At 42.2% G+C, this 23,667-nt stretch carries 14 protein-coding genes and 1 tRNA gene; 6 read left to right on the forward strand and 9 right to left on the reverse strand.

From position 1 onward, the window contains the following. Positions 1 to 96 precede the first annotated feature (96 nt). The 6 genes from ACFE90_RS09010 to thrC (ACFE90_RS09035) form a co-directional block, all read right to left on the reverse strand. Positions 97 to 1,134: a hypothetical protein gene (locus ACFE90_RS09010; RefSeq protein WP_375499695.1), complete on the reverse strand. Its 1,038-nt coding sequence runs from the start codon at positions 1,132 to 1,134 to the stop codon at positions 97 to 99. 10 nt (positions 1,135 to 1,144) lie between these two features. Next, on the reverse strand, positions 1,145 to 1,390 hold the full coding sequence (locus ACFE90_RS09015) for a hypothetical protein (protein ID WP_099099597.1): 246 nt from the start codon (positions 1,388 to 1,390) through the stop codon (positions 1,145 to 1,147). A gap of 964 nt (positions 1,391 to 2,354) precedes the next feature. Then, complete coding sequence (locus ACFE90_RS09020; protein WP_375499697.1) at positions 2,355 to 3,272, reverse strand: tyrosine-type recombinase/integrase; 918 nt, start codon at positions 3,270 to 3,272, stop codon at positions 2,355 to 2,357. A gap of 496 nt (positions 3,273 to 3,768) precedes the next feature. After that, positions 3,769 to 3,839 (reverse strand) — tRNA-Cys (locus ACFE90_RS09025). 314 nt (positions 3,840 to 4,153) lie between these two features. Beyond that, positions 4,154 to 4,744: a chromophore lyase CpcT/CpeT gene (locus ACFE90_RS09030; protein ID WP_375499699.1), complete on the reverse strand. Its 591-nt coding sequence runs from the start codon at positions 4,742 to 4,744 to the stop codon at positions 4,154 to 4,156. 249 nt (positions 4,745 to 4,993) lie between these two features. After that, the gene (thrC, locus tag ACFE90_RS09035) at positions 4,994 to 6,085 is read right to left on the reverse strand and encodes a threonine synthase (protein WP_375499701.1); all 1,092 of its coding nucleotides are present in this window, start codon (positions 6,083 to 6,085) and stop codon (positions 4,994 to 4,996) included. An 867-nt stretch (positions 6,086 to 6,952) separates the two neighbouring features. Between thrC (ACFE90_RS09035) and ACFE90_RS09040 the strand changes: the two genes are divergently transcribed. Beyond that, on the forward strand, positions 6,953 to 7,144 hold the full coding sequence (locus ACFE90_RS09040) for a hypothetical protein (protein WP_375499703.1): 192 nt from the start codon (positions 6,953 to 6,955) through the stop codon (positions 7,142 to 7,144). 100 nt (positions 7,145 to 7,244) lie between these two features. Here the strand turns inward: ACFE90_RS09040 and ACFE90_RS09045 are convergent, their stop codons facing one another. Continuing rightward, positions 7,245 to 9,599 carry a hypothetical protein gene (locus tag ACFE90_RS09045; protein ID WP_375499705.1) on the reverse strand — a complete coding sequence of 785 codons (2,355 nt, stop codon included), beginning with the start codon at positions 9,597 to 9,599 and terminating at the stop codon, positions 7,245 to 7,247. A 315-nt stretch (positions 9,600 to 9,914) separates the two neighbouring features. Here ACFE90_RS09045 and ACFE90_RS09050 point away from each other — a divergent pair, with 315 nt between their 5' ends. Further along, positions 9,915 to 11,564, forward strand: coding sequence for an iron uptake porin (locus ACFE90_RS09050; protein WP_375499707.1), 1,650 nt, complete (start codon positions 9,915 to 9,917; stop codon positions 11,562 to 11,564). 454 nt (positions 11,565 to 12,018) lie between these two features. Here the strand turns inward: ACFE90_RS09050 and ACFE90_RS09055 are convergent, their stop codons facing one another. Both ACFE90_RS09055 and thrC (ACFE90_RS09060) read right to left on the reverse strand, forming a co-directional pair. Then, the gene (locus tag ACFE90_RS09055; protein ID WP_229474485.1) at positions 12,019 to 12,294 is read right to left on the reverse strand and encodes a ubiquitin-like small modifier protein 1; all 276 of its coding nucleotides are present in this window, start codon (positions 12,292 to 12,294) and stop codon (positions 12,019 to 12,021) included. Positions 12,295 to 12,381: 87 nt separating this feature from the next. After that, a complete protein-coding gene (gene thrC / locus ACFE90_RS09060) occupies positions 12,382 to 13,704 on the reverse strand; it encodes a threonine synthase (RefSeq protein ID WP_375499710.1) in 1,323 nt (440 codons plus the stop codon). An 832-nt stretch (positions 13,705 to 14,536) separates the two neighbouring features. Between thrC (ACFE90_RS09060) and ACFE90_RS09065 the strand changes: the two genes are divergently transcribed. The 4 genes from ACFE90_RS09065 (at position 14,537) to ACFE90_RS09080 (ending at position 23,452) form a co-directional block, all read left to right on the forward strand. Beyond that, on the forward strand, positions 14,537 to 17,065 hold the full coding sequence (locus tag ACFE90_RS09065) for a beta strand repeat-containing protein (RefSeq protein ID WP_375499712.1): 2,529 nt from the start codon (positions 14,537 to 14,539) through the stop codon (positions 17,063 to 17,065). 171 nt (positions 17,066 to 17,236) lie between these two features. Further along, positions 17,237 to 17,800 (forward strand): hypothetical protein, encoded by a 564-nt coding sequence (locus ACFE90_RS09070; RefSeq protein WP_375499714.1) that lies wholly within the window; start codon positions 17,237 to 17,239, stop codon positions 17,798 to 17,800. A 151-nt stretch (positions 17,801 to 17,951) separates the two neighbouring features. Continuing rightward, positions 17,952 to 19,493 carry a hypothetical protein gene (locus tag ACFE90_RS09075; RefSeq protein WP_375499716.1) on the forward strand — a complete coding sequence of 514 codons (1,542 nt, stop codon included), beginning with the start codon at positions 17,952 to 17,954 and terminating at the stop codon, positions 19,491 to 19,493. Then, positions 19,490 to 23,452, forward strand: coding sequence for a TonB-dependent receptor (locus tag ACFE90_RS09080; RefSeq protein ID WP_375499718.1), 3,963 nt, complete (start codon positions 19,490 to 19,492; stop codon positions 23,450 to 23,452). Before ACFE90_RS09075 ends, ACFE90_RS09080 begins: the two co-directional genes overlap by 4 nt. Positions 23,453 to 23,667: the final 215 nt, after the last annotated feature.

Genomic DNA, 23,667 nt, shown 5'->3' on the forward strand with positions numbered 1-23,667 from the left:
GGGGACAAGGAGGATGGAAAAGAAGAATTGGGGCAGGGGAGAAAGTTTCCCCCTTTCCCCCAGCTAAGAGCCCTTCTGCCTCTTCCCCACGCCCATTTACCGAGAACTACCCTCCAATATCATATTGGAGTCCCAAGTATAAAAGCCAATTTGGTTAGGAACCCTAGAGAATCTGCCTGTTCGATAGCCTCTAGATAATTCGTTCAGCACTTTATTTTTGACCTCTCGAAGTTGCTGAGAATCTAGTTCTCCATAAATTCCGGCAATGACTTCAGCAACGCTGAAAACTTTACCTGGATTTTCTTCAAACAGAGAGGTGAGGGCATCAATTAAGAATTGACCCTCAAAGGTTTTGAGCATCGGTACTGCTTTTGTCGGGGGTACAAAAGGCTTCTTGTTTTTGTTTTTGATGCTCTTAGAAGCACCATTACGGTTACTTGGGGCTACCAAACTTAAATCCAGAGTATAACAACCTGGCTCATCAGGAATAGTTACCCAGTAATTCCTTTCTCTGCCTTGGGTGAGGGAAGATTGAACCCGACCTTTAACTACTTTGAATAGATTGGAATCTAACTCTCCATAAAGCGATCGCACGATAAAATCGATATGACACACAGTACCTATCTGCTCTTGCAATAGCTGTTTTATGGCTTCCATTCGGGTAACAGCGTGATTATACTGGGGTAGCATGGGGATTTCGGCCACCTTTGTTGAACTATCGTTGTTCTCTGGGGCGATCTTTGGATCTGGCGATGTAATTGAAGGTTGACCCTCTTTTGTATCAACAGCAGAAAAAGAATTATCGATCTCAACCAAGTCTTTGTCTGTAAGTTCTGACTCTACAGGCTTCACCAAGTTGATTTCGTCGATATCATCAAGAGGTGATAAAAACCGCAGAGGACCTTCTTGGGGAACATCTGAAGTTTCATCAGCCGCCGTCAGACTTGATATCTGTTTACTGTCATCAGAAAAAGACCAGTTAGACAACAACGCTTCTACATGATCCAGCTGCGATCGCGCCTGCACAAAGAGGCGTTCATACTCTTCTGTGAGGCGAGCATAATAGTCTCGCAATTCCAACAATGGTGAGAGAAAAGTACCTGGAGGTGGTTCTAATTGTCCATTTTGAGTCATAAGGCTTTAATCAATTTAAATCGATGTCACTTTTGTAAGACATTGCTCTGGGTTTTGCTTTGTGAGATGCTGGCTGGGATTTCTTAGGCGGTTGGGGAGGGCGACATCTCTCACAATATAAGGGTCGAGGCCCGAAAGTCTCGCGCTTTGTCAGATCGTTACACTCTTTACAGACAAACTGGAAAACACGAGTATGAATCTGTCTTTTGTGTGCCCTGACAGTATATTCCCTAACATCAATGAATTTACTTGCCATAATCAGGATTGTGAATTGCTCTCGTATCAATGTCCTATCAATATAGCTATTCAAGCAAATCAAGCTGCATCAGTGTGTGTTTATGTAGAAGTTTTATTCAAATCAGTGAATTTGACACCTATCATAAAGTGCAGATGACGAACTTGATAGTTAGTTATTGACTATCCTCTCAGCATATAATTGGTGATGAGGAAACACCACTACCATTTTTTAGGTGCAGGCAATTTTCATTGCTATCATCAAAGAAATTGGGGTTAGGGAAGTGCAGGATTATTTACTTCCACTGTTTGTCAAATCAAGTTGTTGCCAGTTTGTCTGCATTGGTAAGGTTTACGATATTCCCGCTCTTCAATCCATCTTTGAGGGCTAGTACCGCAAGGCGGAAGTCAAAAATTTAAAGTCAAAAGTCAAAAGTATTATGGAATAAGCTCTTTAGGGATTTTAAATCTTTAGGGATTTTAAATGCTTGCTCAAATGTAATGCATTTGTCGCTGATATGCTTCCATTGTAGGGCGATCGCTTCTGATAGTCTGCACTGGGGTTGCGTAATCAAGGGATGAATTGAGGCATTCTACTGTATATTGTCCAATTCGATTATTACTTCATTATTTTAAGTATAGCGAAATACCTGTATTTGAGTGATTCATCCCGCATTTATGCAACGTCTATTTTTTTAGTTTTTCAATTTTTCCGAACAATAGCCAGTTTCTCATGTATTTGAGCTATAGCTCATATATTAGGACTCGTATTTGATTTCTGAAAAAAATCAGTACATCCCGAAAAGGCTTCTTTCCCACTCCCTACTCCCTCCCTACGCAAATAATTTCAAAAATCAAAAAGAACTATGATTTATCTCTATATTCCCAATTGCCAATAAAAGTATAGGCTAGCGTATCTATTAAAAGACCTCCTATTGGGACACAATTGCTTTGTAGGCGATCGCCTATATTTTAATTCAACAAATTTATAATTCTGGCATCTGTAGGTTACGTTTATTACCTGCGTAATGCTTGTAAATAATTTCTGGAGAGTTACCAACCCACCTTCCTACATCCTTCGCATCAATATCAGCTTCTAGGCAAAGAGTAATAAAAGTATGCCTGCATTGGTAAGGTTTGCGATATTCGCTTACTACACGTTGTTTTACAAGTTGAGTTACGATTCCATCTATATGTGTACCACGATGATTTTTATAACCTTTCCAGACATGATTGAGAAAATCTCCAAAGTTTACTATGCCGCCTTTCTTGCTTCTAAAGATAAAATCATCCGGATTACAGTTCTCAGGTTTGATAGAGTCTAAAATTTCACGTTGCTGATTATTAATCGGAAAACGTCTTTGGCTTTGGGTTTTTAATCCATCTTTAAGAGCTAACCCTTTAGTACTGATTGTAATTGCTTGCTCAAAGGTAATGTATTTATCACTGATATGCTTCCATTGTAGAGCGATCGCTTCTGATGGTCTGCACCCAGTAAAAAATAATAATTTTACTAAAGGAGCATAGTAGCTGTAGAGTTTGCTCTCCTCAAATGCTTGAATTATGCTATCCCGTTCTTCCTTAGTAAAGGGATTAATTTCATATTCTGCTGATTCTGACTTCGGCATCTGAATGTCTTTTGCCATACTTTGAAAGGGATTGGATTCAATTAGCTGACTTTTAAGTGCCCAATCACAGCAAGCATTTATATTTGTCAAAGTACGTTTGACGGCATTAGCACCGAGATTTGCAAGTAAATAGTCTCGAATTGCGATCGCATCATCTAAAGTTTTAGTTGGTAACTTAGCAATGTGATTGCGATACTTGCGGTAGTCAACCGCATAAGTAGAAGGACTAATCTGTGGTTTTTTAAACTCAGCGTATTTTTTCCATAATTCTCCCAAGTCATATTGGGGGGTAGCTGAAGGACTAATTGGCGTAATTGGGCTAACGGTGCTTAATGAAGCTGCTGGTTTGTACTTAGCTAAACTGGCATCAAACTCTCCATAGTCAATATCCCTCTGAATTGTTGCCGCTAAAGTCGATGCTTGGTGTCTTCCTAAAGGTGTATCGTAGTGCCTTGTCGAAAGGTAGAAACGCTTGGTTTTTAGCTCTCCCGTCGGTGTACAATAGGATGAGAAAAAACTAATTGGAGACTGCCGTTAGAGTTCTTAATCTACACTGAACCCCGACGGGCAATACTTTGAGATTTTTGAGATTCCATAAGGGTAATTAACTGGGGTAAACACCTTTATCCTTTCACTTTACCCCAGTTTTACCCCTGTTCTTTACCCAAACTACCCAAAATTACCCCAAAAATATTGGAAGGCTCTGGAAACAAGCCCTACAACTACCATTAAAAAAGGGCTTTTAAGCCCTGTAATGCTTATATTTCTTTGAAGGCGGCACCCGGATTTGAACCGGGGGTGGAGGTTTTGCAGACCTCTGCCTTACCACTTGGCTATGCCGCCACAGCACAATTCCTTGAACTACTTTAATATTTATAAGATATCTTAGTAGCCATAGGGCGCTAGTTAACCCATAATAGCATAGGATTCTGACGTAGAGATAATGGCTTAACTAGAGTTTCTGGTAGTCTTTAGGCGATCGCTAAATGGACATCATGAACCAAATCCAAAGTTTTTGAGGTAGAGATGGTTAGGATGGTAGTCTTTAGGCGATCGCTAAAAAGTCCTGATCCAAGTTGACCATAAATAAGTTATGAGTTATGAGTTTTAATTCCTCACTCCTCACTCTTCACTGCTAACTCCTCACTCCTCACTCCTCACACCTTGACTTCATCGGCAAAACTACCCCATCGGACAAAGTGAAATGGGCCGGCGATAGAACCCCAGAGACGTTCATCGGTGTCTAAATCTCTTCCGCGATCAAGGCTGAAAAATTCTTGAGCGTCAATCTCAAATTCGTTATCCAGATAAGTATTTTTGCCGTCACGAACCACAATGCAGCATTTTCCAGGTTCAACCCTGCCTTTAAAGCTGTTACCTGTCCACTCTACAACCATGTTGCAACCTGACATTTTTTCCAATTGGTCAACGGATAAAACTTTTAAACGTTCGGGATCACGAGATGCGCCGTAAAATTTTTGTTCTTCTTTAACCGTGTAGTGTTCAATAACAATGTGGTTTTCTGCCGGAATCAACTTCATTACCCGCATCCGGTAGGGTTGATTGAGCATAAAATCATAAGCTTGTTCGAGAAACAAACTTACTCCAGAGAACAATTCCAACGGAAGGGGACGGATACACACACGAATGTGGGCATAAAAAGGCGGATTTTCAAAAGCTTGTTCTTGATTGCTAAAGTCAGCTGCCATCCACCGGGCTAAAGTGGCAATATCAGTAGAATGAGTCACGTCGCTTCCCTCCGAATTCAAAATTCACGCATTCAAAATTCAAAATTAATAATCCCCATAAATAAATTTAGAGGCTTATATCATGAGTCTGTTTCGGTCATTACAAGATGATCAACTAGTTGTTTAAAAATTACCTAGGATTATTTTGACACTCCCCAGACTGAAAAATCCTGGCTGTGATAGCTTTAGTGGGGTTTGCCTACGCAATTTTTCAATTAGCTATTACGATCGCGTTTAGTTCCAGAGTACTTAAAATCCCATTGCTTCGGCTACTGCACCCAATTTTGCTGCAATACCCTGTTTAAATTGACTGTGATTGTGTTTAATGGCTGTATCTGGGTCTTTTAAACCATTACCAGTGAGGACACAAACCACTGTCGCCCCTGTAGGAATTTGGTCTTTTACCTGCAATAACCCGGCTACAGAAGCGGCGCTAGCAGGTTCGCAGAAGATACCTTCTGATGCTGCCAAAAGTCGATAAGCTTCGAGAATTTCGGCATCGGTAACGGCGTGGAAATTACCCTGACTTGCGGTTTGGGCTGCGATCGCTAACTCCCAACTAGCAGGGTTGCCAATCCTAATTGCTGTCGCTAGGGTTTCGGGATTTGCTACTGGCTGACCAGTCACTAAGGGGGCTGCACCTGCGGCTTGGAATCCCATCATTCGGGGTAAGCGATCGCACTTTCCATCTTGATGATATTGACAAAATCCCATCCAATATGCTGTGATATTTCCCGCATTGCCCACCGGGATACACAGCCAGTCTGGCGCATCACCCAGCGCATCGACGATTTCAAAGGCTGCTGTTTTCTGTCCTTCTAGGCGATAGGGATTGACGGAATTTACCAAAGTCACCGGATAGCTTTCAGCCATCTCGCGGACAATTTCTAGCGCTTGGTCAAAATTACCTTTAATTGCCAATACTTCTGCACCGTACAGTAAAGCTTGGGCTAATTTGCCCAGCGCTACATAACCGTCGGGAATCAGCACAAATGCATTCATGCCCCCACGCCTTGCATAAGCGGCGGCTGAGGCTGAGGTATTACCCGTGCTGGCACAAATTACTGCTTTTGCGCCAGCTTCCTTGGCTTTGGAAATTGCCATAGTCATCCCCCGGTCTTTGAAGCTGCCGGTGGGATTGAGACCGTCGTATTTTACAAAAACCCGCACTTGTCTGCCAATGCGTTCTGCGATCGCAGGCGCTGGTATTAGGGGTGTGTTACCCTCCAACAGAGTGACAATCGGAGTTTTTTCGCTAACAGGCAAATATTCTCGATAGGCTTCTATCAGTCCGGGCCAGGGTTGGCGATGAGATTTAGCTACAGACAGGCTCAAAGTCACGGGATTTAAAATTTTTTAATGTAAAGGATTGGATATTTAGAAAGGCTCGCATAGGGAAGGGCAAAATCGGGAAGAGGAAGAAAACGAATTTTTCTTTACTAATTTCCAGTTAAAAGTCCCTAATTCCAAAAGAATATTATTTAAGAATATTATTTTTTGTGGTGCAGGCGTTTGATTTTGCCATTTTTATTTTATTTCGACTGTCAGTTTATCATAACCGCCACGGCGACCTGGGGATGCTGACAAAGTGAAAAATGATAGACAAATCTGTGGTATTCACGTAATAACTCCCTGAAACACTTATTCCTACTTTGCAAAAAGCCACTTTTGTGACAGGCGAGCCGCGACTATTTTATGTGTATTTTAATACCTTATTTCATTCATTTTTGAGTTAAAATACGCAGTAACCTATGGTTTCCTTTGCGGTAGTTTTATCCTTCTCCTGACAAAGACGCTCTTGCTAACTTGCTTCTACGTTCGCGGAGTGTGCGATAGGCAAGTGGTACAAAGACTTTACACGAACGGCAAGTGGTTTGCCCTACATTTTTTTCTTATTTGGCGTAATTTAATATAATTTACAGGGAATTTTTTACGTAAATTGCTCAAGAACAGCAAGAAAAATTAATACAACTAGAATTGGCAGGCTATTAATTAAGTATTGCTAAGTACCATTGAGTGGACGGAAGCTTTGCACACTTCGGGCAATGTTTTCTCAGGAACACAGCCATTATGATCGCCGTCTCTTATGATTGAACCTGAAATCCATTAGAGTAATTGATTGAAAATATACAATATTTTAATAAAGCTTAAAAAAGCAATATTATAATATTTCTAATGGTGTGAGTTAAGTTTTGGATTTGATTAGCGATGCCTACTTGTTTACCTAGTGTTTCCGATCGCGAGTCCCAGGCTAACTGGGTCAGTAAGTTAACCAAGTCTTATTATCAAGAGGATCAGCAAGCTAAATTTATGCATTTACAAGCAGAGGTAGACTCTCTGTTGCAGCAGTTGGAAAATTTAAAGCACCAACGTCTAGCCGAAACCGACCAAAAAGAATAAGTCAGTTTTGGAGATAGCGATGTCTACGACGGGCTACGCCTACGCTTTTCCCCTCTCTAATCTAAATTTAAGTGAGGGGTAAATTTGAGTAAGGGGCGTGCTATTCAAAGCGCTGATTTTTCTCTGACCAGCGCCTCAAACTGTAGTTATGAGCATTCTCGACTAATAAAGCTAAGGATTGCACCCCTGAAAGCTTGGCGATCGCAGATAGTCTTTGTAAGTCATTTCCTGTAAAATCAGTGTAGATAACTTTATTGCTATCAGACAAAATTATAGTCCGGTCACGTCGTTGCTCTGGGTTTTTCCCCTGACTTTCAGGTGTAGGCTGATTCAAAGATGCTATTGCGCCTGCTGAAATAGTCAGTATTATTTCTGGTTGAGCATTATTTGTTAAATCAATCACTTGAACGGGCCAATCACCCAATTTTTCCTGCATCTGCTCAAAACTAGGAATAGCACCACCCGGAACTTCATCAGATTGCTGTAAAGATTTCCACACACTCGATAACATTACCTTCACCGCTTGAGGATTTTGTTGATGCAGTTGTTGTAGAGTGATGGGAGATGGTTGTACCCATTCCAGTGCTGCATTTGTCAAGGCTAAAGGTTTGGGTTGGAGAACATCGTTTTGATTCTCTGGGATTTTTGGGCCAGCAGCTAATAGGCGCAAAACTTTACCCCGTAGTTGCACCGCTTTGATAGCGGCTATAGTAATTTCTTGTTCTCCATTTGGCAACCAGACCACAATTTGAATTTCTGGGTCAGAACTAATTCCCAAAGTTTTCCATAAAAATTTGGCGGTGTCAGTTTTGGGTGGGTTGAAATTCTCAAAAGGTGAATTTAGCCAGCGTTTACCGTCATGAAATGTACTTACCTCCACCTGATACCATTGGTTATCTGTGAGTTTCAAATCTACTGAGGAATTTGGTTGTAGCCAGTCGGTGTTGGTAACTTGAGTGATTGGTTGGACTGTACCAACAATTTGACTAGGGTGAGTAGAGGATATTTGCGATGTACCCTCACCATTGAGTCTGGCTAACAGACCTTGAATATAAGCGAGATTATCTTTTGTTATTTTTGGTTGCGCCTTTAACCATGAATTAGCATGTTCTTCTCCCTGCTGAACTTTTAAAATCAAGGCGAACCAAGCTTGCACCTCTAGTCTATCTGGGTTGACCCGCAACGCCGCCACTGTGCGATTCCACAATCGTTTTTTATCAACTTTCAGTAGGGTAGCAATTTCTTGGGCGTTATGTGGCGATGCTTCAAATACCTGTAAAGCTTTCCCCCAGCGACCATCAATCAAATCTGCCAGCACTTCTTGACTAGGACTTGCCCAAATTTTCTCGGCTTGGGTTTTAGTAAGTTGAGAGTGCAAGCGAATCAAATCCATTTGTGCTTGCGCCTCCTTTAGTAGAACTCCTTTGTACTGTTTCTTGATAAATTTTAACCATTCAAAGGCTGGTGTCCACAGTCCACTACGGGCAATTGACAAAGCGTTTTGGTATGCATAATCCTTGAGAGCTGGTGATTTGAGGGTAATCGCCTCCAATTGAATTGGTTTGAGGAATAACTTTAGAGGCTTGACTTGGTAAACCTGAAGGTGGGGTTCTAAACCTATAGTTTGATCGAGAACTAACTCTTTTGTACCATCACCAGTTACCTGCCGCCATTTGGGCAATTGTCCATTAGGACTAGTCCAAGACAGCATTTGTAGTAAATTCCTGCGTTCTGGATTGTAGTAGACGACGTGACCGTAGCGGATTGCAGCAGTTCCTTGTTGGCGTTGACCGTGCAAATCAAACCAAACCCCTGGTGATGGTGTCGCACCTTCAAAGCGTTGCACTTCAGTTAAAGGTAGGGGAATGCTGATATCCTGGAGTTCTGATGTCCCATCAAGCGAAGAAGAAATTACAAAGGATTCTTCTGGCCCAGTTACAGGTAATTGAGTTGCTAAATAGTAGTAATTTTCTGACTGAGATTTAAACTCTAACTCTTCTGAGCGTTCATAAACCCTGAGTTCCACCAGTTCTTCACAATCAGATTGACAATTAGCACGCTGTTGAAAAACTGGCAATAAAAAGGAGTTTTCCACATTTTGATTTAAAGGCAGAGTTTCGCCAAATATTTGGTTTTTTTTACTCAAATCGAGTTGAATTTGTTTGAGAGTTTGGGGGCGTTCGTTCTTACCAAGAGGGATTTGTGCCCATACAGGTAAAATTTTATTTAGCCAGCTTACCTGATCTGGATTGAAGATGAAGAGAACACTAATCCAGGCAAAAGCCATAATTAGACTAGCACTACTGAAGAGAAGTGCGATCGCTAGCATTGACGACAACCAACTTCCCCGTTTTAGCTTTTTCTGGCGTTTTTTAACGACGCGTTTCACGATACCTGCATGAGGTTTATTTTGTTTAGAGGTTTTTGGCGTCAGCTTACGTGAGCGATTTGGCATATTAGTTTTCAATCAATCCAGTGGATATTTTTGGGCATTGAGCATTGAAAACAAGCAGAGGGGCGGGAAAACTCTTCTCCTTTTCTCCCTACTCCCTGCTCCCCTGCCTCTTCCCCACTCCCCATTACCTAATACCCTGTTATACTCGTCCTTTCAGAAGTTGCCCAGAAAGATTAAGTCTAATTTGGGACAAAATCCGTAAATTTTCCCATGTGAATGCTAGATAATCGCGAATACACTTTTCACTTAAGTATGTGAGCAGAGTGTAAAAAGTTGAAAGGTAGACTTATTAGCCACAGTCATAGCAAAATCTGGATGCTCGCATGGTTACTAATTGCGGGAGTAAATGGAGTTGCACAAAAAGCACTAGCACAAGAGTACACAGGAACTACTCAGGCGCAGGAGAGTATAGATTTAAATTCTTCTTCCCTCTCCCCAGTAAATCCGATGGCGCAAGTTACATCGGTTTCTCAACTCAAGGATGTACAACCCAACGATTGGGCATTCCAAGCATTACAGTCTTTGGTAGAACGTTATGGTTGTATAGCTGGCTATCCAGATAGCAACTATCGCGGTAATCGCGCCTTAACTCGGTATGAATTCGCCGCCGGGGTGAATGCTTGTTTAGATAGAGTCAACGAATTAATTACTACAGCTACCAGCGAGTTGGTCACCCGCGAAGATTTAGCAATATTACAAAAATTGCAGTCAGAATTTACACCTGAATTAGCAACTTTGCGGGGTCGTGTCGATAGTTTAGAAACCAAAACCGCCGAAATCGAAGCCAACCAATTCTCAACAACAACCAAACTCAGTGGACTACTAATAGTTGGTATTCAAGGACGGACTAGCAATCGTGGTGATGTAAATCTTAGAGATGGACAAAAAGATACAGATGATGCGGGGACAAACACTAATGTCATATCCCTGGCGCAACTATATTTAACTAGTCAAATCACTCCCCGTAGTTATTTATTTACAGGTCTTTTAGATGGTAAAGGAAAAACTACACCTAGATTTACCAATAGTGTTTCCCGGAATGATGTTTTACTTGGCTACGAATTTCCTACAGATAGCTTAATTGTAAGTGACCTCAATTTTCATTGGCTGGTGACAGATAAATTAGCAGTAATGGTGGGAACAGAAGGCGTAAGTATGCCATCTGCTTTCCGAGGCCCCAATCGGGTAGAAAGTGCTGCAACAGGGCCGTTGTCTTATTTTGCCCAAAGAAACCCAATTTTAAATATGGGATACGGTCACGGTGGTATAGCTATTGATTGGCAATTTGCTAAACGCGCTAGTTTGCAGGCAATTTATACTAGTTATCAACCAGGAAATCCCGGTAAAGGTAGCGGTTTATTTGATGGAACCACCACTACAGGTGTGCAATTGCTGCTGACACCAACCGATACTCTAGATTTAAGTTTGTATTACGTTAACAATTACTCTTCGGATGGTTGTTTGCTAACCTTTGTTGGCGATGAATGCTTAACTACAGTTAATACCACTACCGGAAAATCAGCACCACTGCAAACTAACGCCGTAGGTGCGACTGTAACTTGGCAAATTTCTCCCCGCATTAGCGCAGGTGCATGGGGTGGTTATACTAAATCTTATATTCCTGGGCAATCGGGAAATGTAGAGACGACAAATTATATGGTGTTTCTGAATTTCCCTGATTTATTTGCTAAAGGAAATTTGGGGGGAATTTATGTCGGTCAACCTCCTAAAATCACCAGTAGCAACTTACCTGTAGGGAATAATGTTCCTGATTTTATCAATACTGGTTTAGGACGTGCAGGTGGACAACCAGGTACGACCACTCAAATTGAGGCATTTTATCGTTTTCAGCTAACAGATAATATCAGCATTACACCAGGAATAATTCATATCATCGAGCCTGGTCACACACCAGATAGTGACTCAGTTACTGTTGGCATTCTACGGAGTACTTTTCTTTTTTAATTCCGTTTGCACATAAATATTATTTAACTTAAGTATTGACAAATACTTGTAGCCAATTGACCACAAAAACCAATGAAATTTCTTTTTCAATCCCCAATACTCAATTTTCTATACACCATGCCGCATTTTAAATAGATATAAAAATAAGGTTTGGCGGTGAACCAAACCTCTATATAAATCCAGTGCATAACAACATCCCGAATTAATTTACTCATTATTTATTCATGGGGCATCTTCCCATAGGATGTGTGCAAAGATCCTGAAACTTGATATAAAATTACTTTAGTATAGCCGAATACTAAAATAGAAAATCAATCTGCCATAAGCTAAAGGCTATGGCAGATTGATTAGATGTTAAATTCAATAAAATAACTAGAAGGATTTTTACGTCCAGAACTTGCATTAAAACGATTTTTCCAACTAGCAAGCCAAATAAAAGACGAGATAAATAGTATTAACCACCAGCGACAGCAGGGACAATACTTACTTCATCACCATCTTTCAGTGTTGTGTTGATACCATCTAAATAGCGGATATCTTCGCTATCAACGTAAAAATTTACAAACCGACGTAGCTTTCCTTCTTCATCGCACAACCGCGATTTTATCCCAGGAAAGCTTTGTTCTAAAGAGTCTAATAATTCAGCAATAGTGCTACCGCTAGATTCGAGAGTAGCTTGATTATTAGTCAAATTCTGAAGAGTCGTAGGAACTAAAACTGTTACAGCCATAGAAGTACAAAGTGAAAAATGAGGACTGAGGAGTTAGGAATAAAGTTAAGAGTTATGAATAAAAAACTCATAACTCTTAACTCATAACTAAACGAGGACTTGTTGCCATTCCAAGCGATCCAGAGTACGCGATCGCTCTAGCGCACGTTCAAAACTATCGAGTTTAGCATCAATAGTCAAGGGTTCGCCAACGTAGCCTTGGATTGCTTCTTGAGTTTTCAGACCATTACCGGTAATGTAAATCACGGTGGTTTCATCTGGATCAATTTTGCCAGCTTCTACAAGTTTTTTCAGCACGGCCACAGTTGTACCACCAGCTGTTTCTGTAAAGATGCCTTCGGTTTCTGCCAGCAGCTTGATGCCATCAATAATTTCTGCATCATTGACTGATTCAATGTTACCACCAGTTTTCTTAGCTAACTCCACAGCATAAATGCCGTCTGCTGGATTACCGATCGCTAACGATTTAGCAATTGTATTTGGTTTTACTGGCTTAATAAAGTCGCGTCCTTCTCTAAAGGCTTGGGCGATAGGTGAACAACCTTCAGCTTGAGCGCCACTGAAACGGACGCTCTTGTTTTCTACCAAACCAACTTCGATAAATTCTTGGAACCCTTTATAAATTTTTGTAAAGAGTGAACCAGAAGCCAAGGGAGCAACAACATGATCCGGTAGTTCCCAGCCTAGTTGTTCCGCAACTTCAAAACCTAGCGTCTTGGAACCTTCAGAGTAATAAGGACGCAGATTAATGTTGACAAAACCCCAGCCATGTGTATTAGCAACTTCCGAACAAAGGCGATTTACTTGATCGTAGTTGCCCTTGACGGCCATCAGAGTGGGACTGTAGATCAGGCTACCGATAATTTTACCGGCTTCTAAATCTGCGGGGATGAACACACAGCAGTCTAAACCGGCATGAGCTGCGATCGCAGCTGTAGAATTTGCCAAGTTACCAGTGCTAGCGCAAGAAACGGTAGTAAAACCCAACTCTCGCGCCCTCGATAGAGCAACTGAAACTACCCGATCCTTAAAGCTAAGGGTGGGCATATTAACGGCATCATTTTTTATATAAAGCTTATTTAGACCCAGGCGACGGGCAAGGCGGTGAGAACGAACCAAGGGAGTCATACCCGTTCCCACATCTATAACATTGTCAGTTGCAACAGGCAAAAAGGGACGATAGCGCCAAATTGAATTTGGCCCGGCTTGAATAGTTTCACGAGTGACAGTTAGACGGAGGGCGCTGTAGTCATACTTGACTTCTAAAGGGCCAAAACATAACTCACAAACGTTACTGGCTTTGAGTTCATATTCCGCACCACATTCTTTACACGTCAAGGCTTTAAAGTAGGCAGTGCTGGTTTGGGTTTGGGTTTGGGTTTGGGTTTGGGTTTTGATTGCCTGAGTCATAAACTAGCTTTTCCCTGTTTGTCTGTCTGCTGTCGCCTGATACTAACACGAGCAAAAATACCAGTCAAACATACCCGACTAAAAATGTCGGGTATTCTTAGTATTGAAAAAATAATTTCTGTAAATTTTTATATTCATGAACGTTATAACAAGTATCTATACTTATGCAATCATTGTTGCAAAATCAAATAATAGCTTCAGGTACTCAGTCTTAACACCGATCTTTAATATGATTAAATTGCATTACATCTATGATTAGTTTGCATTTATTGAAATCACTATCCAATTTTCAGTGATCTAGATCACTTAGTTAAACTTCTATTTTTTTATCTAAATGACTCTACAAGGTAGGAAGCATACATGATAGCAAAAACTCAAAACAATTTCTATATATAAGTTTTAGTCTTTTTAATGTCTGATTAAACCACCAAAATTGCTATATGTGTCGCCAAAATGGAGTTTATTTTTCAGCTTTGATGCACTAATTCATCGATCAAGAAATTACTTATTTCTACGGAAGTTTTTTTTTGCTACAAAAGCTACATTTCTATTTACATCAACGATTCAGCAAAACACAGTAGTTAAGTTACCCATATTTGCGATCGCTTATCTTGATAAGCAACGTTAAGCGTAAAACAAGTAGGCAATAACTTTTCTGCCTATTGCCTTAATCTAGTTTTTCAGGAGTAGCCAATAAGTTAACTCCTCAAATAGACATCCCCGAAACATTAAGGTTTTGGCTCGTCTAATCGGTAATTCTTTAAGGAATTGCCGAACTTTATCCTGTCTCAAAATCCAAGATACAAGTTCAGCAAATAAACAAACTATTTCTATGGTAAACCGAAAGAAATCTGTCAACAAGCAGCGCCAGCGTTATCAATCTCTAGTAGCAACAGCATTGTTAACTAGTAGCCTTTTCCAATTTATTGCACCTGTACTAGCTGAAGGTACAGCTGGTGGTCAATCTATCAGTAACACGGCGACAGCAACCTACGAAGATCCCAACGCGCCAGGGACAACCATAAATTCCACCTCTAACACTGTTACTGTGACTGTAGCAGAGGTTGCTGGTATTACTGTCACCGCGTCGGGTGTTACAGATAACAATGGTGGCTCTGTTGCAGTTGGTGATTTACTAACCTACACCTACACCCTAACGAACGTAGGTAACGACCCCACCAAATTCCACATTCCTAACCAAGCAACAACAACTGGGCCTGGTACAGTTTCTGGTGTACTTCCTGCTGATAAAAATAATGCAACACCAGCTAGTGGCACACTGCAATACAGTACTGATGGTGGTGCAAGTTGGACAAACGTAACAGCAGGTGGTGTAGATACACCCTCAATTCCGGTTAGTGGTACTGTGTTGGTGCGTGTGCCAGTGACTGTACAGACTGGCGCTCAATCGGGTAACCTAATTAAAGTTACCCTTGGTAACACTCCTGGTGATGCCCAAAACCAACTGCGGAGTCCCGATGGTGGTGACGTTTATACTGTAGATAACGCTGATGGAAGTGCTGGGGAAGTTACTGGCGCACCAATTAACGGTACACGAGAAGCTAGTATTACCCAGCAAATTCAAGTGGGCAACACTGTTCAAACCGTTGCTCTAGCCACAATACTCAAAACTCGGACAGGCTACAACGCTGGTGTTCCTTCCGTACTCAATGATGATGTGCTGACTTATGGCTTAAGCTTGCGAGTTGAGAGCAATGACGTAACCAATCGGGGGCTAACGCCCGCAGCTTTAGCTGGTACAAGTATCAATGTAGATAATAGTACAGTTACTCGCATCTTAGTTTCTGATGCACTTCCAGCATCCACAACTCTTAATGGGACTCCAACCGCTCCTCCAGGATGGATAGTCGTTTACACTGCCGATCCTACAACTACAACTGCTGATCAGGCTCAGTGGAACACTACAGCACCAGCCAATGTGACACGGGTTGGTTTTATTAACAATCCTAGCTCTATCTCTTCAGTTGCCACAGGGACAACCGTTACAGGCTTTACAGTCCAAGTAACGACCACTGGAATTACAGGAACGACAGCAACAAATGTTAACAACATTGCTCAAGTGTTCGGTAAAACTGCTGGTAATCCAACTAGCGCCCTACTCTTCGACGATTCAGGTGACCAAAACCCAGATAATATCAACCCCACTACTGGAGCCTTTCCTACTGCACCTGACTCTGGTTATTATGCCAGTACTCCCGCCAATACTGACACAGGTAATAACAACCAAGGTGCTAATTCTGTAACAGGAAATGTCAACGTTTATACTGTTTCAGTCGCCGCAGCAAACTCAGTTTTAAATGGGCCAAATAATGCACCGGATGCCACTGGGCTAACGGGGAACAACGACGACTTCACGAACAAATCTGCCTTTGTTCCTCCTAACACAGCACCTGGTAGTACACTTGACCCACAATCAGTTGGTTTCACTAACACAATTCAGAACAACGGTACTGCCACTAACGACATCACAATAGTGCCAACCGCACCAGCAACAGCTACAGATTTGCCAACTGGTACAAAGGTGACTGTTACCTATAACAATCAATCTGCTGTTTATACTTACAATAGTACTACTGGTATTTTTACCATAGCAACCGGTAATACACCAGTTAAAGTCTCTGGTGTTGCTGCTGGTGCCAGTGTTAATTATGGTCTAGAAGTTGACCTACCAGCTGGTACGAAACTATCGACTGATATCGGTAAGGGCTTCCCAGTATTTGTTACTGCCTTTATTGACAGTAATAGTAATGGTGCAGTTGATACTGGTGAAGTCAATAACATCTCCATTGATCGCGTCTACACTGGCTTTTTACAATTGGTGAAAGTGTCACGAGTTTTACAAGGAACTGGGCCAGCTGTTGGTGCAAATCAGGGTGATTTTGAGTCTACACCATCTTACACAAATCCTATTACTGGCGCTGTTATTGATCCAAATTCAGCAGTTGCTGATGTACCCAGAAATCCTGCTCCAGGCAACATTATTGAGTACCAGATTCGGTACAAAAATATTTCTGATGCTCAAGCTGGAACCGGTAACGTGATTTTGAATGCTAACAAAGTTGTGATTACTGAAGACGGTACAGTAGGGGCAGGAGGCAACAACTGGGCGCTAGACAACGACAACAACACTCAAATTGATACTAGCAACATTGTTGGTTCAGCTAAGGATTCTGGGGCTTCAACTATCCAATTCTTCAGTGGCAATCCAGCTAGTAACCCTGGCGTCGATCAAACTGGAACCACGGTAAACAGTGATGTCACAAAGTATGTAAATACTGCTACTGGACAGGTTGCACCTGGTGTTCAAAGAACATTTACCTTCCAACGCAAGGTTAACTAGATAGCTTGATTTCACCCCTCTTTGCAAATAAAGAGGGGTGTGATCGCACATCTGTGTTTGTAGTTAGCGCTTTAGTCCTAAATCGCCAACTACAAACTGATTATTTCCCAGCGAAAACAGGGAAAGATAAATCAGCAATCGACATTGTGAAAGTTTTTTGAGGTTATTTATATGAAGCGTCTTTCTTTTGCAGGTTTAGGAGCGATCGCACTCATTGCTACCGTTCCATTTGTCAGTCAAGTGCCGGGAATGGCTTCTCTATGGCATTCTACAAGCGCGATCGCTCAAAATGTCAAACCTCAAGGGCAGTTACAGCTGCGCTTAGAGGCAGAAAAGCAAGTAGTGGCACAGGATCAACAAGGTAAGCAAAGCAAGACATGGCAACCTTTGAAAGGTCAAGCTGTGGTACAACCAGGGGATGTGTTGCGTTATACGTTGATTGGCGAAAACAAGAGCGATCGCCCAGTGAAGAATTTGGTTCTCAATCAACCTATTCCTAAAGGAATGGTGTACGTACTGAAATCTGTATCTGCAACTAATGGTACTAAAGTTATTTACAGCATTGATGGCGGGCGCAGCTTTGTCGAAAATCCTACTGTAAAAGTTACTCTTCCTGACGGCAAAGTGGAAACAAAACCAGCACCAGCGAATGTTTACACCCATATCCGTTTGCAAGTTCCGTTAGTTGCAGCAAAGACAACAGTCAAGGCGACTTATCAAACCCAAGTGCGCTGATTCGCTATGCCTAAGATCCCCCGACCCCCTTTATAAGGGGGTAAAGGGAATGAAACAGCCCTGCTTTATAAGGAGAATCGGAGGGATCTTCGATAGATAAACAAATGCTTTTGTTAACAAAAAAAGCGGCATTCCAGAGGAGATATGTTCAGTGAGCCGTCCTCAAAACCAAAACCAAATTACTTCTAGCAGTAGCTGGTATCAAAGGTTAACGGCTACTGTTCTTCTGGCAAGTGTTTTGCATACTACTATACCTATACCAGCGATCGCGCAACCGACTAACAATCTGGCTGCGTCTGTGCCATTAACAAATCAAGCTGCTTATACTTATACAGATTCTGCTAGTAATTATAAATATGAAGGAACTTCTAGTCAGCTGAATGTTAGTCCTAACCCATTAGTTGACCCATTAGGGCGGATTTTAGGTTGCGGTGGCGAACTTTTACCTGACTATACAGGTTTTTCAGTTGGTGTATACGAAGCTAATCCCAGCGATCCAACGGGGACAGAATTGGGAAACTTAGTGCCTCTAACTCGAACAGAGTTACCTGATATTCCTAATAACAACGTTTCCGGTGGCAAATCGCCAAATATCGAAAATAGTAATCCCTATTTTATTACGAATAACCCTGCGGGTGTCTACAATTTTCTCCTCGATCCCAACAAAGGTCAAACTAATCCAGGTAGAAGCTACATTTTTGTAGTCAATCCACCAGCAAATTCTATCTACAAACAACGACGCATCAAGATTGAAATCATTGCTAGCACTGCCAGTGAAGGTAATAATCTTGTGCGGTATGTCGCTACTTCTTTAGATGGTCAGCCAATTAGTCTTCTAGGTGAGACAAGGGTCGAAGATACGGTTGTTTTAGTTAACAATGCTGAAACCCAAGCACTGAAGTTATTTGCCTTTGATTTCAGTACAAATTTGTGTCAACCCAATCAGGTGCAGATTATCAAAACAAGCGATCGCGCTACTGCTGAACCTGGAGATACAGTGATCTACCGTCTCTCGATCAAAAATATCGCTGATGCTGGTTTGAATAATTTAGTTGTCACTGACAACTTACCTTTAGGATTCCAGTTCTTGCCTAAATCTGTGCGGGGAGAGTTGGATGGTCAAGCGATAGCTATCACCTCAGAACGCAATGGCAACACTGTGACATTCCGCACAGATGTAACAATTCCTACAGAAAAAGTCTTGAATATTGCTTACGCGGCTCAATTAACAGCCGATGCTTTGCGTGGTACTGGTCGTAATAGTGCGATCGCTAATGCCCGACGAGCTGACAACGGTTTTAGCACTAAGGATGGCCCAGCAACCCACCAGTTAAAAATTCGTCCAGGAATCGTTTCTGATTGTGGCACAATCATCGGTCGCGTGTTTGTTGATAAAAACTTCGACGGTGAACAACAGCGTGGTGAGCCTGGAGTACCAAATGCGGTGATTTTTCTGGAGGATGGAAACCGCATTACCACAGATCCGAATGGTTTGTTTTCATTAGCCAATGCCTTACCAGGAAACCATACGGGTGTACTAGACCTCAGCAGTCTTCCTGGTTATACTCTGGCTCCCAATAACAAATTCCGCGAACGGAATAGCCAATCTCGTCTAGTGCGTTTAGAGCCTGGTGGCTTGGTACGCATGAATTTCGCAGTTACCCCCGCCTTTCAGGAGCCAGTCAAGAAATGAAACCTAGACTGCACTATATAAATAGATTTAACTTGAGGTTGATGGGGGCGATGCCGATAGTAGCTCTCAGCCTTATTTTGTACCCTGCAATAGTCAAAGCAGAACCTATAAGTAAAAATCTCTTTTTCTCTGATTCCCCTTCGCAAGTAGATAAGGGTGTTGAAGATCCTAAGTTTTCACCGAATCTGGAAAACCTCTCTCCAAACCTCTCCCCTACAAGGGGAGAGGCTTTGAATTCTCTTCCTTCTTTACAAGGAAAGGGCACTAGGGGGTTAGGTTCCGCTTTGGTTTTTCCAGATGACGTGAAAAGTTCCAAGCAGCAGTTTCCACCTCACAAATTTCCTTCCTCACTAACTACTGATACTTCAATTCCAGATGCCCAGGCAAATGAAACGGAAATACAACCATTTCAACCAGTACCTTCCGTAGATTTACCCAGAGGCTCACGCAAAATAGCCGAAATCAAGAACGACAGACACAAAGACACTGAGATACAGTTGCAAGCTTCTCCAAGGCAAATACAACCATTTCAACCAGCAAGTTCCGTAGGTTTACCTAGAGGCTTAAGCAAAATAGCAGGAGTAGAGAAGGGGCAAGGGGTAAATGAAAATCTTCCTGTGTCCCCCACTCCCGCCATTTCCACAGCAATTAAAATTCTGAATCCGACGGCTGACAGCGTTGTAGATGTACCAGCTACCACAGTTACTGTGCAATTTCCCGTTGGAAGTCAAGTGGAATTGCGGGTGAATGGCGTTTTGGTAGATTCTTCATTGGTGGGACGGACGGAAAGTGATGCCACTACTAATTTAGTAACGCAGATATGGTATGGTGTCTCGTTAAAAGAAGGTAAAAATATCATCTCTGCACAAGTAGTTGGAGGAAAAGAATCTCCAGTAACGGTGCAAGTCGCAGTCCGGGGAGCGCCACAGCAACTAACTTTAGAAACTGTTGAGTCTCGTATCCCAGCAGATGGACGTTCCACAGCCACAATTCGGGGTCAACTCATCGATGCAAATGGCAATCGCTCTAATCGTGATGCTGTTGTCACTTTGATACCTACTGCTGGGGAGTTTGTTGAGAAAGACTTTAAACCCGATGAACCCGGATTTCAAGTGGAGGCGAAAGCGGGGCAATTTACAGCTACGTTACGATCGCAACTCAAAGCAGAAACTGTCCGAATTCGGGCGATCGCTAATGATTTAGAAGCCTTTACTCAACTACAATTTGAAACGGCACTGCGTCCGAGTTTGGTGACAGGGGTAGTGGATTTACGTTTGGGCGCTAGAGGTACAAATTATTACGGCAGTTTCCGTGATTTCCTCCCTCCTGACAAAGACAATGGAACGCAATTAGATTTCCACTCAGCGATATTTGCCACTGGTGCGATCGGGCAATGGTTATTTACAGGTGCATATAACAGTTCTCGTAGCCTCAATGAAGATTGTGACTGCAATAATCGTCTGTTTAGAACTTACCAATTCAGTGAGCAAAATTATCCTGTCTATGGCGATAGCTCGAAAGTTGATGTCGTCGCTCCTTCCATTGACAGTGTATATCTGCGTTTGGAGCGCTCAACTGGTATCCCCGGATCTTCCCCTGATTATGCTATGTGGGGTGACTACAATACAGAAGAATTTGCGCGGCGATCGCAGCAATTTACTTCTATCACCCGTCAACTCCACGGCTTTAAAGCTAACTACAATTTAGGAAACCTACAAATTACAGGTTTGTATGGCAACCATTTAGAAGGGTTTCAACGGGATACTATCGCTCCCGATGGCACTAGTGGTTATTACTTCCTCTCTCGCAGACTCTTACAACCAGGCAGCGAAAATGTCTTTATCGAGTTAGAAGAACTCAATCGTCCTGGTACTGTACTAGAACGCAAACAGCTTAACCGAGGCCCAGACTACGAAATCGACTACGATCGCGGTACTTTATTATTCCACGAACCCATCCTCCGCACCGATATTGATCAAGTCGGACAAGTATTGGTACGCCGCATTGTTGTTAGCTATCAATATGACAGCCAAAACTCTGATAGCAATATCTACGCTGGTCGTTTGCAATATAACTTTTCCCGTAAACTTAACTCCGAAAGCTGGATTGGAGCAAGTTACGTCCAAGAAAATCAGGGAGTGCGTGACTTTCAACTCTACGGTGCAGATGCGCTGATTTCTTTGGGTAATCAGGGTAACTTAATCGCAGAATATGCCCATTCCACTAATGATTCTGATGTTGTGGGAAAGGTTAGCGGTGACGCTTACCGCTTGGAAGCTGAGGGACAGATTACTAATGGAATTCAAGGTCGTGCCTATTATCGCTTTGCTGATACAGGTTTTGCCAATAATGCCACTATCAGCTTTGTCCCAGGACAAACTCGTTATGGAGCGCAGGTTACAGCTAAACTGGCCTCAACCACTAACGTCAGAGTGCAATATGACCACGAAGACAATTTTGGGATTGCTCCCCAACCCCTAGATACCTTTGAAGAACTGTTTGCACCCCGTTATGAGGCGATACCTGGGAGCAAAGTTGATAATTCGCTGACGACAATTTCCGCCGGAATTCAACAACGTTTGGGTAGCGCCACTATTGATCTAGATTGGATTCATCGTCATCGGGAAGACCGCATCCCCGACAGCGCCTTAAGTAGTACTTCTGATCAACTGCGATCGCGTTTTTCAGTTCCCATTGCGAAAAACCTGACTTTTCAGGCGCAAAATGAACTAAGTTTATCTTCCCAAAAAGATACTGTTTACCCAGACCGTACCATCTTCGGGTTGAATTGGGCAGCAATTCCTGGTGTGAATATCAGTCTGGCCCAACAGTTTTACACTAGCGGTCAATATTCGGGTAATTCCATCACTAGTTTGAGTGTCAACGGTGAACACAAACTCGGATCAGATACTACTTTGACCGGTCGTTATTCAATTTTGGGTGGTGCTAATGAAATGACTACTCAAGGAGCGATCGGTCTCAATAATCGTTGGACTATTGCTCATGGATTGCGGCTGAACTTAGCTTACGAACACGTATTTGGCAACTTCTTCGGACGGACTGGAGCAGGTCAACAATATGCCCAACCCTTCGCTGTTGGTCAATCAGCATCTGCGATCGGATTTGATGGTGGTGATAGCTACAGTGTTGGGCTGGAATACTCTGATAATCCGCAGTTTCAAGCCAGCGCTCGTTATGAACATCGTTCTTCTTCTAATGGTGGTAATACAGTAATTACCGCAGGTGCTACGGGTAAAATTTCTCCGGCTCTCACAGCTTTGGTACGTTATCAACAAGCCGGTTCTTCCAATCAAAAGCTTTCAGGATTGGGAGATACAGCTAACTTGAAGGTGGGTTTAGCTTACCGCGACCCCAATAGCGATAAATTTAATGCCTTATTGCGTTATGAATATCGCAAAAATCCATCAACTATCCCTGACACCATTCTGTTAGGAAGTGGTACAGGTTCCCAAGACCATACCTTTGCTTTAGAAGCGATTTACGCTCCTAACTGGCAATGGGAATTCTATGGTAAGTATGCCTTACGTAACAGTACTTCTTACATAGCTAGTGATTTAGCAGGTACTAGCACAGTAAATCTGGCGCAATTACGGGCTACCTATCGTTTGGGATATAGCTGGGATTTGGTGGGTGAGGCTCGTGTAATTAGTCAGTCTAGCTACAGCGAAACAGGGTTTGTTGTAGAAACAGGCTATTACCTCACGCCTAACCTGCGCGTTTCGGCTGGATATGTATTTGGTAAAGTTGACGATCGGGATTTTTCTGGCACACGTTCTGCGGGAGGTGCGTATTTAGGCTTCACGGTTAAGCTCAATGAATTGTTTGAAGGCTTTGGACAACAAAAGATTCCGCCACGCCAGCCACAGGAATCTGCAATGAAAACTTTGGTAAGTAAACTCAAGGCCGCAACAACAGCAATGCAAAAACGTGGAATATAAAACGGTTATTTGTAGAGATTTAGTAATGCTAAATCTCTACAAAATGTCAATTTTTAGCCTAGATTTTATTAATTTTGATTATTAAGATTATTGCTTTTAAAATCAAATCTTTATTTAACTATTTAAAAGCGAGCGCCACAGGAAATCTGAATACAGATGGTAGATTATCAATGATTTTGGGCAAGCTAAAGACTGGAGCTTTATTTGAGGTAAAT

This window comes from uncultured Nostoc sp. (genome assembly GCF_964245445.1).
In the GTDB taxonomy this organism is placed as follows: domain Bacteria; phylum Cyanobacteriota; class Cyanobacteriia; order Cyanobacteriales; family Nostocaceae; genus Nostoc.